This is a genomic window from Paenibacillus alkalitolerans, from assembly GCF_016482785.1.
Taxonomy (GTDB): Bacteria; Bacillota; Bacilli; order Paenibacillales; family YIM-B00363; genus Paenibacillus_AE; species Paenibacillus_AE alkalitolerans.
The window spans coordinates 292,568-309,146 of sequence record NZ_JAEMXM010000004.1 but is presented as its reverse complement, the minus strand read 5'-3'; the positions used below and the strand labels follow the sequence as shown (position 1 = coordinate 309,146).

At 54.6% G+C, this 16,579-nt stretch carries 15 protein-coding genes; 5 read left to right on the top strand and 10 right to left on the bottom strand.

Going from position 1 to position 16,579, the window contains the following annotated elements; translation table 11 throughout:
* Nucleotides 1-4: 4 nt before the first annotated feature.
* Entirely contained in the window at nt 5-1,528 is a 1,524-nt protein-coding gene (locus JET16_RS10065; RefSeq protein WP_199615699.1) for a Ppx/GppA phosphatase family protein, read from the top strand.
* 61 nt (nt 1,529-1,589) lie between these two features.
* Nucleotides 1,590-2,264: a BsuPI-related putative proteinase inhibitor gene (locus JET16_RS10060; protein WP_199615698.1), complete on the top strand. Its 675-nt coding sequence runs from the start codon at nt 1,590-1,592 to the stop codon at nt 2,262-2,264.
* 72 nt (nt 2,265-2,336) lie between these two features.
* Here JET16_RS10060 and ppk1 read toward each other — a convergent pair whose 3' ends face one another.
* The 9 genes from ppk1 to JET16_RS10015 all read right to left on the bottom strand — a co-directional run bounded on the left by ppk1 (nt 2,337) and on the right by JET16_RS10015 (nt 13,863).
* The gene (gene ppk1, locus JET16_RS10055; RefSeq protein WP_199615697.1) at nt 2,337-4,436 is read right to left on the bottom strand and encodes a polyphosphate kinase 1; all 2,100 of its coding nucleotides are present in this window, start codon (nt 4,434-4,436) and stop codon (nt 2,337-2,339) included.
* 103 nt (nt 4,437-4,539) lie between these two features.
* The gene (locus tag JET16_RS10050) at nt 4,540-4,935 is read right to left on the bottom strand and encodes an FxsA family protein (protein WP_199615696.1); all 396 of its coding nucleotides are present in this window, start codon (nt 4,933-4,935) and stop codon (nt 4,540-4,542) included.
* A 22-nt stretch (nt 4,936-4,957) separates the two neighbouring features.
* On the bottom strand, nt 4,958-5,398 hold the full coding sequence (locus JET16_RS10045) for an acyl-CoA thioesterase (RefSeq protein WP_199615695.1): 441 nt from the start codon (nt 5,396-5,398) through the stop codon (nt 4,958-4,960).
* A 77-nt stretch (nt 5,399-5,475) separates the two neighbouring features.
* Nucleotides 5,476-7,230, bottom strand: coding sequence for a pyruvate kinase (gene pyk, locus JET16_RS10040; protein WP_199615694.1), 1,755 nt, complete (start codon nt 7,228-7,230; stop codon nt 5,476-5,478).
* Between the two features lie 116 nt (nt 7,231-7,346).
* Nucleotides 7,347-8,312, bottom strand: a complete 966-nt coding sequence (locus JET16_RS10035; RefSeq protein ID WP_199615693.1) for an acetyl-CoA carboxylase carboxyltransferase subunit alpha — start codon at nt 8,310-8,312, stop codon at nt 7,347-7,349.
* Nucleotides 8,275-9,171 (bottom strand): acetyl-CoA carboxylase, carboxyltransferase subunit beta, encoded by an 897-nt coding sequence (accD, locus tag JET16_RS10030; RefSeq protein ID WP_199615692.1) that lies wholly within the window; start codon nt 9,169-9,171, stop codon nt 8,275-8,277. The genes JET16_RS10035 and accD overlap by 38 nt, the downstream gene beginning before the upstream one ends.
* Nucleotides 9,172-9,264: 93 nt before the next feature.
* Entirely contained in the window at nt 9,265-9,453 is a 189-nt protein-coding gene (locus JET16_RS10025; protein WP_199615691.1) for a glutamate decarboxylase, read from the bottom strand.
* 192 nt (nt 9,454-9,645) lie between these two features.
* Nucleotides 9,646-10,131 (bottom strand): phosphatidylglycerophosphatase A family protein, encoded by a 486-nt coding sequence (locus tag JET16_RS10020; RefSeq protein ID WP_199615690.1) that lies wholly within the window; start codon nt 10,129-10,131, stop codon nt 9,646-9,648.
* A gap of 117 nt (nt 10,132-10,248) precedes the next feature.
* Nucleotides 10,249-13,863: a DNA polymerase III subunit alpha gene (locus JET16_RS10015; protein WP_199615689.1), complete on the bottom strand. Its 3,615-nt coding sequence runs from the start codon at nt 13,861-13,863 to the stop codon at nt 10,249-10,251.
* Between the two features lie 138 nt (nt 13,864-14,001).
* Between JET16_RS10015 and JET16_RS10010 the strand changes: the two genes are divergently transcribed.
* The 3 genes from JET16_RS10010 to JET16_RS10000 all read left to right on the top strand — a co-directional run bounded on the left by JET16_RS10010 (nt 14,002) and on the right by JET16_RS10000 (nt 15,189).
* A complete protein-coding gene (locus JET16_RS10010; protein ID WP_199615757.1) occupies nt 14,002-14,331 on the top strand; it encodes a YtrH family sporulation protein in 330 nt (109 codons plus the stop codon).
* Between the two features lie 6 nt (nt 14,332-14,337).
* Nucleotides 14,338-14,814 carry a hypothetical protein gene (locus tag JET16_RS10005; protein WP_199615688.1) on the top strand — a complete coding sequence of 159 codons (477 nt, stop codon included), beginning with the start codon at nt 14,338-14,340 and terminating at the stop codon, nt 14,812-14,814.
* Between the two features lie 66 nt (nt 14,815-14,880).
* On the top strand, nt 14,881-15,189 hold the full coding sequence (locus JET16_RS10000) for a YtpI family protein (protein WP_199615687.1): 309 nt from the start codon (nt 14,881-14,883) through the stop codon (nt 15,187-15,189).
* On the opposite strand, the gene JET16_RS09995 is transcribed toward JET16_RS10000, so the two are convergent.
* Nucleotides 15,173-16,510, bottom strand: coding sequence for a DRTGG domain-containing protein (locus tag JET16_RS09995; RefSeq protein ID WP_199615686.1), 1,338 nt, complete (start codon nt 16,508-16,510; stop codon nt 15,173-15,175). The genes JET16_RS10000 and JET16_RS09995 overlap by 17 nt on opposite strands.
* Nucleotides 16,511-16,579 lie beyond the last annotated feature (69 nt).

Here is a 16,579-nt window from a genome sequence, read left to right as displayed (position 1 = left end):
GATTATGGACAGCTGGGAACGTATAGGGATTATCGACATCGGCTCAAACTCCATCCGCCTTGCGATCTACGAAATCAATTCCGCCGGCGCTTACCGGATTATCGACGAAAGTAAAGAAGGGGCCCGTCTGAGCGAACGCGTGGACGGCAACGGCCGGATTTCGGACAACGATCTCGATTATATCGCGGAAACGCTTCAACGCTTCAAATTATTATGCGCGGTACAAGGCGCCGGCCGGATCCGGGCCGTCGCCACCGCGGCGCTGCGCAACGCCGCGCACTCGGCGGCCGTGACGGCCGCATTGCGCGAGCGCACCGGACTGGCCATCGACGTATTGCCAGGCGAGGAAGAAGGCCGGCTCGGCTTCCTCGGAATGATCAATACGATTGATATCAGCGACGGCTTGTTAGTCGATATCGGGGGCGGCAGCACGGAAGTCACTCTGTTTCGCAACCGCCGTCTCGTCAAGAGCGTATCTTTCCCGTTCGGCGCGGTAAATACAATGAAGCGCTTCGGCAGCAACGGCGAGATTGAAGACGAAGGAGCGAAGGCGATTCGCGCCATGGTCGACGGCGCCGTTGCATCGGAGCCTTGGATTGCCGAAACTCCCGGACTTCCGTTGGTCGGACTGGGTGGAACGGTTAGAAGCCTATGTAAAATCGATCAAAAACGAAAGAAATATTCGCTTCCGCTTACTCACAATTACACAATGTCCGCGGAAGATATGGATGCCACCATGCAGCTGCTTCGAGAAACTCCGTATGAGAAGCGGAAGAAAATAGAAGGACTTTCCAAAGACCGCGCGGACATTATTGTGCCCGGGGCGGTTATTCTCCATACGCTGTTCCGGCGCACATCCGCTTCGCACTACGTCATCAGCGGCGCGGGCCTTCGCGACGGCCTGTTCTTCGAACAGCTCCGCCCGGAGGAGCCGCAGTTCACCGACGTGCTGGAGCATAGCGTGCACAATTTGCTGGCGCTGCATCCCGTTGTTTCTTTCAAGCATGTAAGCCAAGTGAACCGGCTTGCGCTGAAGCTGTTTGCCGATCTTCAACATTATCACGGATTAGGCGGACGCGCCGCCAAATACTTGCATGTCGCTTCGCTGCTGTACCGTGTCGGCATCTCCATACACTATTACAATTACTACAAGCACACATTCTATTTGCTTGCCCACTCGCGCGTCGACGGGTTGTCCCACCGCGAGATCATCATTTGCGCAATGATCGCCTCGTTCAAAAGCGAGAAGAGATCGAGGCCGTTCTTCGCGGAGCACCGCGATTTGTTGTCGGAAGCCGATTTCTCGCTCGTCGTCCGGCTCGGTTCGCTGCTTCAATTGGCGGCGGCGCTCGACCGGAGCGAAACGCAGCCGGTCGCTTCCGTATCCGCCCGAGTATTCGGCACGGAGATGTTCCTGACCGTTAATTGCGCATCCAACTGGGTGATCGAGCGGAAACAAGTCATGTCCCTGGCGAGAGATTTCGGCAAAATGTGGGGGTTCACGCTCAGGCTGTTCGAGAGCGGGTAAACATTCCCAACTGAAACAATTTCCCGTCACCGTTCGTCTAGATTTCATGAGGTGAGGCGCAATGAATGCAGGAAGAGTATGCAGAAGGCTTGTCCTTATTGCGGTAATTGCGGCCGGTTGTTCTAACGGTACGCCGGCCGGACCCGATGAAGAGCGAATCTCCCAATCCGGGCCGAAGGCTCCTATAGAGAATCATGAAGACGGCTCAAACCGCTTGAAAGACGAAAATAACCGCTTGGATGTGAATGCCGTGCCTGAATCAGGGGAACATGCGAAAAAATCCGGGGAAAGAGCGTTGGACAACCCGCACATACCGGAAAAGAAAGAACAATCGCCTCCGCGTGAAGGACTGTTTAAGACAACTTTGGAAACGGAAAGCATAGACGGCGATAAAATATCGCTGCGATTTACGCTTGAGAATATATCCGGCGTTGCTCAGCAAATTGTTTTCAACTCAGGGCAGCGTTACGATATCGATATTTTCGATCGGAACAATGAAGAGGTTTACAAGTGGTCCCGCGGCAGCTCGTTCATCATGGCCATTACGGAAGAGACGTTGGAAAAAGGCGATAAACTGACCTTTTCAGAGGAATGGGACTTGAAGGACAACAACGGAAATTCAGTTGGTCCAGGCGTTTATACGATAAAAGTCAGCATAACGGCTAAATTGAAAAACGGCAAGGCAAGTGCGGACGAGTTATCGGATCAGTCGATCGTCGAAATATCCGCCGAATGAGAAAAGAGATCGAAGCGCTTCTCGCTCCGGTCTCTTTTCGCGTTAACCGTTCTTCACCGTGCCGGCTTAACTTCAGAACACTTTCCAATTGTCGACCGTCATCGCGGAAAACTGGCTTCGCTTCGCCGCCTTATCAGGCTGCAGACGGATGTACGTGCCGTTCGACTTCAGCTCGCGCGCTTTCACATTATCCTCCAAACACAGATGAAGAATGTTCACCAAGCTTTGCTGCAGCTTCTTATCGAACACCGGGCACATCAGTTCGATGCGGCGGGTCAAATTTCGCGTCATCCAATCCGCGCTTGAAATGTACACCTTCGGATCGCCGGCATTTTCGAAATAAAAAATTCTGGAATGCTCCAAAAACCGGTCCACAATCGAGATCACGCGAATATTTTCACTCAAGCCCGGAACTCCCGGACGCAAGCAACAGACGCCGCGAACGATCAAATCGATCCTTACTCCCGCCTGGGAAGCGGCATACAGCTCGTCCAGCATCTCCTGATGGGAAAGGGAATTGATCTTGACGATAATTTTCGCCGGTTTTCCCGCCTTCGCGTTCTCCGCTTCATTCCGGATCAATTCGAACAGCTTGTCCCGCAAATCTGCGGGCGCCACGCCGAACGACTTCCAATGCCGCGGAGCCGAGTAACCCGTCATCTCGTTAAATAGAGCGGAGGCGTCCTCGCCGATGACCGGATGGCTCGTAAACAACCCGACATCGGTGTACAGCTTCGCCGTCGCATCGTTATAATTGCCTGTGCCCACATGCACATACCGCTGCAAACCTCCTTGTTCCTGACGGACGACGAGCGTGATTTTGCAATGCGTCTTCAAGCCGACCAACCCGTAAACCACATGGCAGCCCGCTTTCTCCAACCTCCGCGCCCACGCGATGTTCCGCTCTTCGTCGAACCTCGCTTTCAACTCCACGACAACGGTCACTTGCTTTCCCGCCTCCGCCGCCCTTGCGAGCGATTGAACGAGGACCGAGTTTCCGCTCACGCGATACAACGTAATCTTTATGGCCAGCACCTTCGGGTCGTGCGCCGCTTGAACGATAAAATCGGTAACCGCGTCGAACGATTCGAACGGATGCTGGACGAGCACGTCCTGCTTGGCAAGCACGGGGAACAAATCCACATGCTCGTCGTCGTCCGCGGTAAACTCTTTCGGGTACACCGGTTTGATGTCGCGATACCGCAAATGGTCGTATCCCTGCAAACTTACCGAAAACTTCATCAGAAAGCTTAAATCGAGCGGCCCGTCGAAATCGAATATGTTGTCGCCGACCTCAAACTCGCCCGTTAACATCTCGAGCGCGAAAGGATGCATCCCCCGCTCCACTTCGAGCCGGACCGGCGAACCCCACCTGCGCTTGCGGAGCTCTTTCTCGATCTCTTCCAATAAATCTTCGGCGCCTTCTTCGTTCAACGTTAAGTCCGCATTGCGCGTCAACCGGAATGCATGAACCGAAACCGGAACGTAACCGGAGAACAGCGTGCGAATGTGGCGCTTGATAACGGACTCTATCAGCATCATTTCCGTTTTCTTGCTGTTCAACCGGAGCGGAAGCTCGATATACCGCGGCAATATGGACGGCACCTGCACAATTGCGAAATACGGCTCGTCCTCCGGATCGTCGCCTTCCCGGCGCAGAACTACTGCCAAGTACACGCCTAAAGTGTGCACCAGCGGAAATGGCCGGCTCTGGTCGACGGCCATCGGCGTTAACACCGGAAATACAATTTCGTGGAAAAACTGATCCATCGCTTTTTGTTGAGATGCATTCAAATCATCGTATGAGTGGACGAAACAGATGCCTTCTTTGGCAAGCTGCCGCATCACATCCCGGTAAGTGCGGTATTGGTCGTCGACGAGCTCTTCGGCCAGTTTCATAATTCGTTTAACCAATACGGAAGGAGTGTAGCCCGAAAAATCTTTCTTCTGGTACCCGGCCTTGATTTGATCGATAATGCCCGCCACGCGGACGCTCATAAATTCGTCCAAATTAGTCGACACGATCGACAAAAATTTGATGCGCTCCAAGAGAGGAATTTCCGGATCCTGCGCCTCCTCAAGCACCCGGCGGTTGAATTGAATCCAGCTCAACTCCCGGTTCACATACCTGTTGCTGACGTCGCGCGCCGCTTTTTCTTCATTTTTCGCCATTATGCCTCACCTCTTGAGCCGATACATCCGCGACCCATGGATACACGGATCATGTACTGTAATATTCTGCCCGCGCCCGCGCCAATCCTTCCCGCACCCGCCTCTAACGCCGAAAAAAGAATGAGATTTGGCCTCTGTCGATCCGTCTGCGAAGCCATTTTGCCAACCATGCTTTGAAAATGACCCGCGTAACCGGAAACAGCAGCAGAAAGCCGATCGTATCGGTCAAAAACCCGGGAGTGAGCAGCAGCAAACCGCCTGCAAAAATCGAAATGCCGTCCAATATCGTTTCCGTCGGAATATGCCCTCTGGACAGCTCGTTGCGGGCATACGCCAATACGCGCCGGGATTCGCTCTTTGCAAGGAATGCGCCGATAAATCCCGTCAGCAAAATAAGCAAGAACGTTTGCCAACCGCCGATCAATTGTCCGAGCTCGAGCATGAACCATATTTCCAGCGCGGGAATTACAACCATAAGGATGACAATGATTCGAAACACGTTTGCGTTCCTCCTTTTGTCGTCAATTCGTTTCACGAGCCGTTTCAAGCAGCACCCGGTAAATTTCGGGCGCCGCTTTGGCCAAGCGAACCGGCTTCCAATCTTTGCCGACCCAGACGTGTTCGGTGCGGCCGGTCGCAAGAATCGCGCCGGATTGCACGGCATTCCGGATCTCATATTCGAATCTCATCCGGATCGCGCCGAGCTCCGCGATTCGGGTCCGCACTTCTACAACATCGTCGTAACGTGCCGGATGAAGGTAGCGAATTTGTACGTCGACCACGGGCATCAACAAACCTAACGATTCCGCTTCCTTGTACGCCATACCCTTCTCCCGGATAAATTCGGTTCTTCCGATTTCAAACCATGTCAAATAGTTGGCATGGTATACGACGCCCATCTGGTCCGTTTCCGAATAACGAACGCGCAGTGAACACGTATGCCAATCTCTCTCTCGCTTCATTGCGCTACTCCTTTCCTCTTGAAAAAAAGGCAGCGCTATGTATGCGCCGCCAAACAGGTTAGATTGATATGAATGACTTACAAAACTTTCGCTTTTCCGGAATAAATGACGCCGAGCTCGGCATACACGGATACTTCCGATCCTTCCGCCAACAATTCGGTAGCGTTGGCCACGCCTACGATGACCGGTTTGCCTAGGCTTAATCCGACTACCGCGGCATGGGACGTAATGCCCCCGGTTTCAGTAATGACGGCTGCCGCTTTCTCGAACGCCGGAACATAGTCTCTGTCCGTCGCAATCGTAACGAGAACGGATCCTTCAGTGGTCTTGTCCAGCGCTTCCTTCGCCGTACGCGCGACGACAACGCGGCCTGTGGCGCTTTGCGTGCCGATGCCTTGGCCTCTGGCCATCAGTTCTCCAACATGATGAACCTTGAGCAAATTCGTCGTGCCGGAACGCCCGACGGGAACGCCGGCGGTTATGACAACGAGATCTCCAAGCTTGACATGGCCCATCTGTTGCGCGGCTTGTACCGCTTGTTCGAACATCTCGTCCGTGTTCCCCGCTTCCACGCCTTTCACCGGAATGACGCCGAATACGAGGGCGAGACGGCGCATTACCGATTCGTGGGGAGTGACGGCGATGATCGGCGCCCTCGGACGGTATTTCGATACCATTCTCGCCGTATATCCGCTTTCGGTAGCCGTGATGATCGCTTTCGCGTCAAGATCGAGAGCGGAGTTCGCAACAGCCTGGGAAATCGCCTCCGTGACGCTTATTTGCTGCGCGTTGCTTTGTTTCAAGAAAATTTCCCTATATTGCAAAGCCGCTTCCGCGCGCTCGGCGATCCGGGCCATCGTAAGCACAGACTCGACAGGATATTTGCCGGCAGCCGTCTCTCCGGACAGCATCGTCGCGTCGGTGCCGTCAAAGATGGCGTTCGCGACGTCGCTCGCTTCCGCACGCGACGGACGCGGGTTGCGCTGCATCGAGTCGAGCATTTGTGTCGCCGTGATGACCGGCTTTCCGGCACGGTTGCACATCTCGATCATCCGCTTTTGCACGAGGGGCACTTCTTCGGCCGGAATTTCCACGCCGAGGTCGCCGCGGGCAACCATCAGCCCGTCGGAAACCTCAAGAATTTCCGCGAGGTTGTCCACGCCTTCTTGGTTCTCGATTTTTGAGATGATTTGTATATGCGTTGCGTTATGTTGTTCAAGAATCGCGCGAATTTCCATAACGTCGCTCGCTTTGCGGACGAACGAAGCGGCGATGAAATCGATGCCTTGTTCGATGCCGAAGCGGATATCCGCGGCGTCTTTCTCCGTAATTCCCGGCAAGTTGATGCGCACGCCCGGTACGTTCACGCCTTTGCGGCTTTTAATCGGTCCGGCGTTGATGACGCTGCAATGAATTTCCGTTCCTTCGATATTATTGACGCGCAAGCCGATGAGGCCGTCGTCGACCAATATCGTCGAACCGACATGCACGTCTTGCGGCAGCTGCTTATAGCTTACCGGCACGCGGTTCTTGTCTCCCAAAATTTCTTCCGTCGTCAACGTGATCGAATCGCCTTGCTGAAGCTCGATCGGCTCTTCTTTCAGCTTGCCCAGACGAATTTCCGGACCTTTCGTGTCCAACAGTATGGCTACCGTTGTGCCCATTTCTTCCCGGGTCTTCTTGATGGTGGCGATGCGGCCCCCGTGTTCTTCGAAATCGCCGTGCGAGAAATTCAAGCGGGCGACATTCATGCCGGCTTCGATCAATTTTCTGATGTTATCCGGTGATTCGGATGACGGACCGATGGTGCAGACGATTTTTGTTTTACGCATGAGTATGGTCTCCTCCCTTTGCCTTACGTGCTAATATTTATACAACCCGTTAGGGTCCTTTACGCACAAAGAACGCCGGGAGCGAATATGGCTTCCGCGCCGGCGAGTCGGAAAATTCAGGAATGTTGAATGGATGTAAACTTTCCTATTTTCCTAAATTTATGATAACGGTCTTGACGAAGCTGCTCCGAAGACATGCCGCGCAGCTGCTGCAAATGATTCCACAACGACGTCTTGATCGCGGCGGCTTGCATTTCCCCGTCGCGGTGCGCTCCGCCCTTCGGCTCCGGAATGATTTCTTCCACAATTTCGAAATTGAGCATGTCCTTAGCCGTAATTTTCATCGCTTCGGCCGCTTGGTCCGCTTTCGAGGCATCCTTCCAAAGAATAGAGGCTGCGCCGTTCGGAGAAATAACGGAGTAAATCGAATTTTCCAGCATGAGCACGCGGTTTGCGACACCTAGCGCGAGCGCCCCGCCGCTGCCTCCCTCGCCGATAACGACGGCGACGACCGGCACTCCGAATCCGGCCATCTCAAGCAAATTGCGGGCGATCGCTTCGGACTGTCCCCGCTCTTCGGCCGCATTGCCGGGAAACGCTCCGGGCGTGTCGATGAACGTTACGATCGGCCGCTTAAACTTATCCGCTTGCCTCATAAGACGGAGCGCTTTGCGGAATCCCTCGGGATGCGGCATGCCGAAGTTGCGGGCGATGTTGTCTTTCGTGTCTTTGCCTTTCTGATGACCGACGACGGTAACCGGAATTCCGTTCAATTTCGCGATGCCGCCGACGATCGCCAAGTCGTCTCCGAACAGCCGGTCCCCGTGAAATTCTATGAAATCGGTGAATATATGCTGGATATAATCGAGTGTGGTGGGCCGCTGCGGATGACGCGCCACCTGCATGCGCTGGGCAGGCGTGATCGACGCGTACACCTCTTCTTCGAGCTTAGCATAGCGCTCTTCCAACCGGGCAATTTCGTCGGCAAAATCGATATTTCGTTCCTGGCCGAATGTTTTCAGTTCGTCGATCTTTTTGCGCAGCTCAATAAGAGGTTGTTCGAACGGCATCTCGCCCGCCATACGCCGGTTCCTCCTTTACTGCGTGAAGATCGAGAATTTGGATGAGCGTCGTGCGCATGTCTTTGCGTTCCACGACTTTATCAATCTGCCCGTGCTTCAAATTAAACTCGGCCGTTTGGAAAGATTCGGGAAGCTTTTGGCGAATCGTCTGCTCGATAACGATCGGGCCTGCGAAACCGAGTTTAGCCCCCGGTTCGGACAAGATAATATCGCCTAACATCGAGAAGCTTGCCGTAACGCCGCCGTACGTCGGGTCCGTCAACACGGATATGTACAAACCGCCGTTATCGCTGTAATTTTTAATAGCTGCCGATGTTTTTCCCATTTGCATTAAACTTAGGATACTCTCTTGCATCCGCGCTCCGCTGGACGTTGAAACGATGATCAAGGGGTAGCCTTTCTGCATGGCCCGTTCAATCGCTCTTGTAATCTTTTCCCCGACAACCGATCCCATGCTGCCCGTAAAAAAGTCGAAGCTCATTGCCGCCAGGACGACGGGAAATCCGCCTATAGTGCCTTCTCCGGTAACAACGGCATCCGGCAGACCGCTCTTGTCCCGCTCACGCTCGAGCTTTTGCTCGTACCCCGTAAACTCAAGCGGATTTTCCGATATCATATCGGCGTCGTATTCGAATATTCTTCCCTCGTCCATCAACATTTGAATCCGTTCATACGCATTCAATTTCATGTGATATCCACAGGAAGAACAAACCTTCAAGTTTTTCTCCAGTTCTTTGCTAAAAAGTATTGCGCCGCATTTCGGACATTTGATCATTAAACCTTCGGGTATGTCGCGCTTCGAGTTGGGTGAAGGGACGGTGGCGTATTTCCTTTTATGTGTAAACCAATCTCTTAACACGGGTACACCTCACAAAAGCGAATTCGCTTTAAAAGTCCGACAGGCGCCGTCGGGCGCCCTCTTCCTGGTGCTGCTGCTAACAAAAAGCGGAGCTTACAAGTGGAGTATCGTGCTGAGTACTTCCTGCACTTCGTCCAGCTCGCCTTCCGGAACAAGTATTTCGTATTGTTGTTTGGTCAAATTGATCGCACGGACTTGCACGAGAAATCCTTCTTCGGTTAGTTTCGTCCGAATCCGCTCCGCTATTTTTGCCGTGGGGGCGATATATATGACCGTCCACATCGTGGAAACCTCCAAACGCCGATAAGCCTGTACAAATTGTGCGGCCTCCTTCGGCCTTGCCTCGCTATAAATCAAGGCAATAGTTTCATAATAGCATATCCGCCGAAATTAGGGCAAGGAAGCCGTAAGTCAAAGCCGCCGGGAGCTGCCGAGCCGCGGGGTTCCGGGGCTTAGTTCGCACAGGAAAGGCGCCTATTCGCCGTACACCTTCGCCTTCGGATCGTTGTGCGCGATCCGCGCGGAAGCGGCGGCGGCCAGCCCCGCCACAAGATCGTCCAAAAACACATGTATGCCGTTCTTTCGGTTGTTTAGCTCGCCGATGATGCCCGGCTTCACTTTGTCCAAATAACCGAAGCTTGTCAGCCCGATCATGCCGTACACGTTCGTAATGCCGAGGGCGAGCGTTTCGTCCACGCCGTAAAGCGATTCATCGCAGTCCATAATGCTTTGCAAAGGCTGGGGAAGCAGCTTCTTCTCCGCGAGCTCGTCTAAAGCGATACCCGTACAAAGCACGTACTGCACCTCCCGCTTGCCCAGCACTATCTTCACGCTCTCCATGCAATCTTCCATCTTCAAATCGGCGTTGTACGGCTTCTGAAGCTTGTACACAATATCGCCGATCATTGAAAGCTCGATACCTCGCTTTCGCAGCGTCTCCACAACCCATTCCGGGAGCATGAGCCATCCTCCTTTAAGCCATCAGACGGCAAGTTCTGTCTGACTAAAAATGTATGCGGCCATGGAGGAAATTGTTCTGCTTCTTTGAAAATACTTCGTAAAGTTTTTCTTCCAAATCTATTTAATTTTCGTAGTACCTTCCCCTAACAACCGCTCAATCAGCGTCAACAAGGCGGGCTCCGCATCCACCCGGTAATCCACGCTCAACTCCAGCAGACGCGATGCCCTTTCATAGAACAGAACCACGTTCACCCGGCCGGGATGTTTCTTCAACAGCGCCTGCAGGCGCTGGAGCGTGCGCGGCGTTTCCTTGTCGGGCCTGATTTTGACGAAGAGCGTTCCGTCATCGGTGGTGCGGCGCGCGCGCTCAGGAGCAGCCGTACTCGCCTTAGGCTGCTTTGGCGGCGCCGGGCGGACAATCGAGCGTTCTCCCGCCGCCCTTGCGGCGCGAACGGGACGTCTCACCCCGCCGGCACGCAAGCGAACGGCAAGCGCCGGATCGTCCATGGCGTACACATGCGACGCGAGCAGCTTCACGTCTTCGTCCCCATGCTGAATTTTGGCGGTCACGGCTGCGATCACACCTTTGCCAAGAAGCGCGCTCGCCTCCTTCCACACATCGGGGAACAAGACGACTTCCACCTTGTGAATCCGGTCCTCCATCTCCACGAATGCCATTTGCTGTCCTTTGCGGGTAACGATCGGCTTGACCGACAGCACCATGCCGAAGACGAGCGCCTCCGTCCCCTCTTCTAGCTCGTGCAGCTGATGGATAGGCACCAAATCCCACTTCTCGTACCAATCGGAATACGAATCCAGCGGATGCCCCGTGACATACAGGCCGAGCAATTCGCGCTCGTTCTCCAACTGCTCCATCCGGGTCATCGGCCGGATATCCGGCATCTCCACCGTCCAGTTCGTATGCTCGGACAAGCCGAACAGCTGGATCTGGATGTCTTCGCGCTCCTTTTTCCATTTGGCCGCCGCTTCCACCGCTTCGTCCAATACGGCAAGCAGCTGCGCGCGGTGGCCCGGAAGTCCGTCCGCCGCGCCGGCCGCTATGAGCGATTCGAGCACGCGCTTGTTGCAGACACGCAAATCGACCCTGCGGCACAAGTCGACCAAGTCGGAGAACGGCCCGCCTTCGGCGCGGGCGGACAAGATCGCTTCAATGGCCTGCGTGCCGACATTCTTCACGGCGGCGAGGCCGAACCGGATCGCATTCGGCGCAGCCGCATCGTCTTCCGACCCGGTGCTCCCACCGTCCCCTCTGGAAACTACAGGAGAAAACAGCACCCCGCTTTCGTTCACATCCGGCGGAAGCACAGGCACGCCCGCCCGGCGGCATTCGTCGACGTATTCCGCCACCTTCCTGTGGCTGCCCATATTCGCCGTCAACAGCGACGCCATAAACTCGACGGGATAATGCGCCTTTAAATACGCTGTTTGGAAAGCAAGCACCGCATACGCCGTCGCATGCGCGCGGGGAAAGCCGTAATCGGCAAACCGTACGATCATGTCGTACACCGCATTCGCATCCCGCTCCGAATACCCTTGCCGCAAGCTTCCCGCAACGAAGGCGGCCCGCTGTTCGTCGAGCACCTCCCGCTTCTTCTTCGAAACCGCGCGACGGAGCAAATCGGCTTCCCCTAGCGTGAATCCGGCCATTAACGATGCAATTTGCATGATCTGCTCCTGGTACACGATGATGCCGTACGTATCCCCGAGGATCGGCTCGAGCGACGGATGCGGATATTCGACGGCTGAGCGCCCGTGCTTTCCAGCAATGTACTTCGGAATAAACTCCATCGGACCGGGCCGGTAGAGCGCCCCGACGGAAACGATATCTTCAAACCGCGAAGGCTTCAGCTCGCGCAGCAACCGGCGAATCCCGGCAGACTCCAGTTGGAATACGCCGGCCGCATCGCCTTGTCCCAACATCTCATAGGTCGCAGGATCGTCGTCCGGAACTTCCCGGAAATCCAGCTCGATGCCCCGGAGCTCCCGAATCGACGTCAATGTGCGCTCGATAATCGACAGCGTTCTTAAACCGAGAAAGTCCATCTTCAGCAATCCGACGGCTTCCAAATTTTCCATAGAAAACTGAGTTAGCGGCGTCGTGGCCGTACCTTCTTGCAAAGCGACGACGTTGGTCAACGGATCGCGCGAAATGACGACGCCCGCGGCGTGAGTCGAAGCGTGGCGCGGCAGCCCCTCCACCTTGAGCGCCATCTTGACGAGCACGCCGATCTTCGCGTCTCTCTCGGCCCATTCCTTCAGCTCGGGAGAAACGCGCAGCGCCTCTTCTATCGTCATGCCCAACGAGTTGGGGATCAGCTTCGCGACGCGGTCGACGTCCCCGTACGGCAAGTTCAATGCGCGGCCGACGTCCCGAACTGCCGCCCTCGCGGCCATCGTGCCGAACGTAATAATTTGCGCGACGCGGTCGCGTCCGTATTTGGAAACGACGTAATCGATCACTTCATCGCGCCGCTCGTCGTTAAAGTCGATGTCGATATCGGGCATGGAGACGCGGGCCGGATTTAAGAAGCGCTCGAAGAGCAGCCCGTACCGGATCGGATCCACATCCGTTATGCCGAGGACGTAAGAGACCAAACTCCCGGCCGCCGACCCCCTGCCCGGACCGGTCGTAATGCCTTGCTCATGCGCATACCGAATAAAATCCCATGTGATCAAAAAATAGTCGGCATAACCCATCCGTTCAATCGTATCCAATTCGAACGAGAGCCTCCGTTCGGCCTCGTCCCGGAATGCCGGATCCGACCAGCGCTCGTCGCCGCCGTACCGCCGAAGCAAGCCGCTGCGGCACAGCTCCCGCAAATATGAAGGAGCGTCGGAGCCTTCGGGCAGCGGTGAATACTCCGGCAAAATGCTGCGCCCCAACTCCAGCTTCACATTGCACCGCTCGGCGATCAGCAGCGTATTTGCGATCGCTTCGGGAGCGTGAGGAAACAGCCTCGCCATCTCTTCCGCGTTCTTCATATACAATTGGTCCGTGTTATACCGGAATCGCGCAGGGTCATCGACCGTGTTCCCCATTCCGATGCACATCAATATGTCCTGCACCGCGGCGTCTTCCCGTTCCACGTAGTGAACGTCGTTCGTGGCGACCAAAGGAACGCTGCTTTCCCGGGAAATTTCGACGAGTTGCGACAGCAATTTCCGCTGGTCCAGAAGCCCGTGGTCCTGTAATTCGATAAAAAAGTCGCCGCCGAACAGCTTCTTATACCGCAATGCGGCAGAAAGCGCTTCTTCCTTCTTCCCGGCAAGCAGCTGTTGCGGAATTTCCCCTTTCAAGCAAGCGCTTAAACAGATCAGTCCTTCCGCATGGCGCGACAGCAATTCAAAATCGATTCGAGGCTTGTAATGGAAGCCTTCCAGATGGGCGGCGGAGCATAACCGGAGCAAATTCCGGTAACCTTCATTCGACTTGGCGAGCAGCACGAGATGATAGGTAGGGTTTTCCTCTCTCGGGCTTTTGTCGTGCATCGACTTCCCGGCCACGTAAAATTCGCAGCCGAGGATCGGCTTGATTCCCGCTTCCACGCACGCTTTATAAAAAGGCACCATTCCGTAAACGACGCCGTGATCCGTCAACGCAAGCGCAGGCATGCCCAAAGAAGCCGCGCGGCGCGCCAAATCTTTCACCCGGGCGGCGCCGTCCAGCAAACTGTACTCACTATGTACGTGCAAATGAACGAAAGAACTCATGTTCGCATCACCTTAAATCAATTGTAAACAATTATTCAACGGATGCCAAGTAACTTTGAAGTTATATCCCGAATCGTCATAATAGCAACCCCTTGTCCCATACATTAGTAAAGAGCATCTACTAAAGAGGTGGGAATGATGGGATCTTCCGTATTTTTAACGAAAGCGATACAAGATTTCTTCGTCGCCTTCGGCGTCGTGTTCGGAGCGTCGATGCTTGCGGGCGTCAGTTCCATCATCACTATGCAGCCCCCGTCTTCGACCATGAGGCTGCTCGCGGAAAACGTGAAAATATGGGCGGTAGTCGTCGCTGTGGGCGGAACGATCGATCCGCTGCGCGTGATCGACTGGAACATCAATGAAGGCCATCTGTCACCTGCTTTCAAACAAATACTGCTGATCTTCTGCGCGTTCGCCGGCGCCCACTCGGGAACGGAGCTTGTCAAATGGATATGCCGGGGCGGGTGACGGGATATGCGGGTGCCGAATATAGAACGCACGCCGGATTTTATGCAAGCGGTCGGGATGTTATTGGTTGGAGTCGTCATCGGCTGCATCTTGATGATGATTATCGAACATAACAATTTTCAAACGGTGCTGGAAGAGAACATAGACCTCCGGAGCGAGCGGGACAAGCTGCAGCAGAACGTTGCGTCTCTTGAAAAATTAAAAAACAGGCGCTATGTCATCAAGAAGACCAATGTCATCTTTGAGGGCAAAGCTTTGGAAAAAAACATACAGAGCGAGTTGGAAGCCCGGATACTCAAAGACCTGGAAGCCGCCGTCGGCAATCCGGCAAATATCGATCCGGGTGTATACAGATCCATGGTGGACGGACACGAGTACAGGGACATCAACGGCACGAATTACCGGATTCGCGTCACCATGCTGTCCGTCAACCAAACGGAGCTTAGCGTATTTGTGCTGGCGGAGGCGGTCGTGTCGAATTGATTTTGGGTTGGAAAAAGGGTACAGTGGTGTCGCAGCATCATTTCTGCCGAAAGACGGGTGTTTGTTGTGGTTACCGGTTTGACGTACGTGTTCTATGCGGCCATCGTGCTCACTTCCGCGCTGTCCGTATTTTTCAGCTTTCGCTCCCGCCGCGCGGCCGATCCGGTCCGGCGGGGGCTGAACGCCGCCAGAATGAATATTTCGATGGGAACACTCCTTATTTGCATGGCGCTCGTGCAATGGTTCCTGTTCGAACCCGATACGATTCGCATCGTAATCGGATCCGTATTCATCGTGATCGGGTTGTTCAACTTGTTTGCAGGTCTTCGCAGCTACGGACATTTCAGCCGGCTGTCGTCTAAGCCTGATCGATAAGCTGCGCCGTGAGAATCGCTTTTGCAACCAATGCTTGCCTGTAATGAATCTCCACGTCGACTTTGCCGAATTTCCGGCTCAATTCTATCACTTGAGGACGAATGACGATTTCATTGTCGATTTGCAACGGCTTTAGGAAAAACGCGGACATGCTGTCCAGCACGAGGTCGCCTTTTTTTATCAGCTTGATCGCCCGAAACGCCGCCTGGGACATGAGAGTGGTCAATACGCCCTCCGACACGGTACCGAGCGACGACGTCATTTGCGGAGTAATGATCCCCCGAAACGCAATGCCTCCGTCGGCTTCCCGTTCCTCTTGAAACGCCGACAAGATGATCTCTTCGATCGTCTCCCCGATTTGCGGCTGCTTCTGGATAAACTGCATTCCCTTCAGCACGTCTTGTCTGGATATGACTCCCGCCAATTTGCGGCCGGTGTCCGTAACCGGGAGCAGTTCAATGCCCTCCCATACCATCATGTGCGCGGCCGAAGCGACGGAAGTTCGGGGAGTGACGGTGATCGGATTTCTCGTCATCACTTTCTCGATTTTTTCGCCTATAGCCGCCCCGACCACGTCTTTGGACGTGACCATGCCGATAATCCGGTTCCATTCGTCGACGACGGGAAACCTGCTGTGGCCGCTTTCCTCGACGAGCGCGTTCCAGTCGGCCACCGTATTGCTCCCTTTGAGCACCGACGTATGGCTGCCGGAAACCATAATATCTTCCACAAGCAAAATCTTCTTCTTAATCAGCCGGTCGTAAATAGCGCGATTGATGAGGGAGGCCACCGTGAACGTATCGTAAGAGCTTGAAATGATCGGCAGCGCGAGTTGATCGGCCAGTTCCTTCACCTCGTCGCTGGCCGGGAATCCGCCCGTGATGAGTATGCCCGCGCCGAGCTCGAGCGCGATGCTGTGCGCCCTCACACGGTTGCCGACGATGAGCAGGCTTCCCGCATCGATATACTTGACCATCGCCTCCAGTTCCATCGCGCCGATGACGAATTTTCCCAAGCTTTTCTGAAGGCCTTCCGCGCCTCCGAGCACGGTCCCGTCCACGATGTTGACCACCTCGGCGAACGTCAGCTTGTCGATGTTGTTGCGCGCCTTCTGCTCGATTCTGACCGTGCCGATCCGTTCTTTCGTCGCCACAAGTCCGGACGCTTCCGCTTCTTTAATGGCGCGGTACGCCGTTCCTTCGCTCACGCCGACGTCTCTGGCGATTTTTCGCACGGATATTTTGCTGCCGGTTCTCAAGCTTTGAATATAACGGATAATTTGTTCGTGTTTTGTTAAAGACTCGTGCAACGTCGTATCCATAGCGCGTCTGTTTCACCCCGGTAGCTGTTCTGTATTAGTCTGTTATATTGTATTATACCTGCTGCCGGG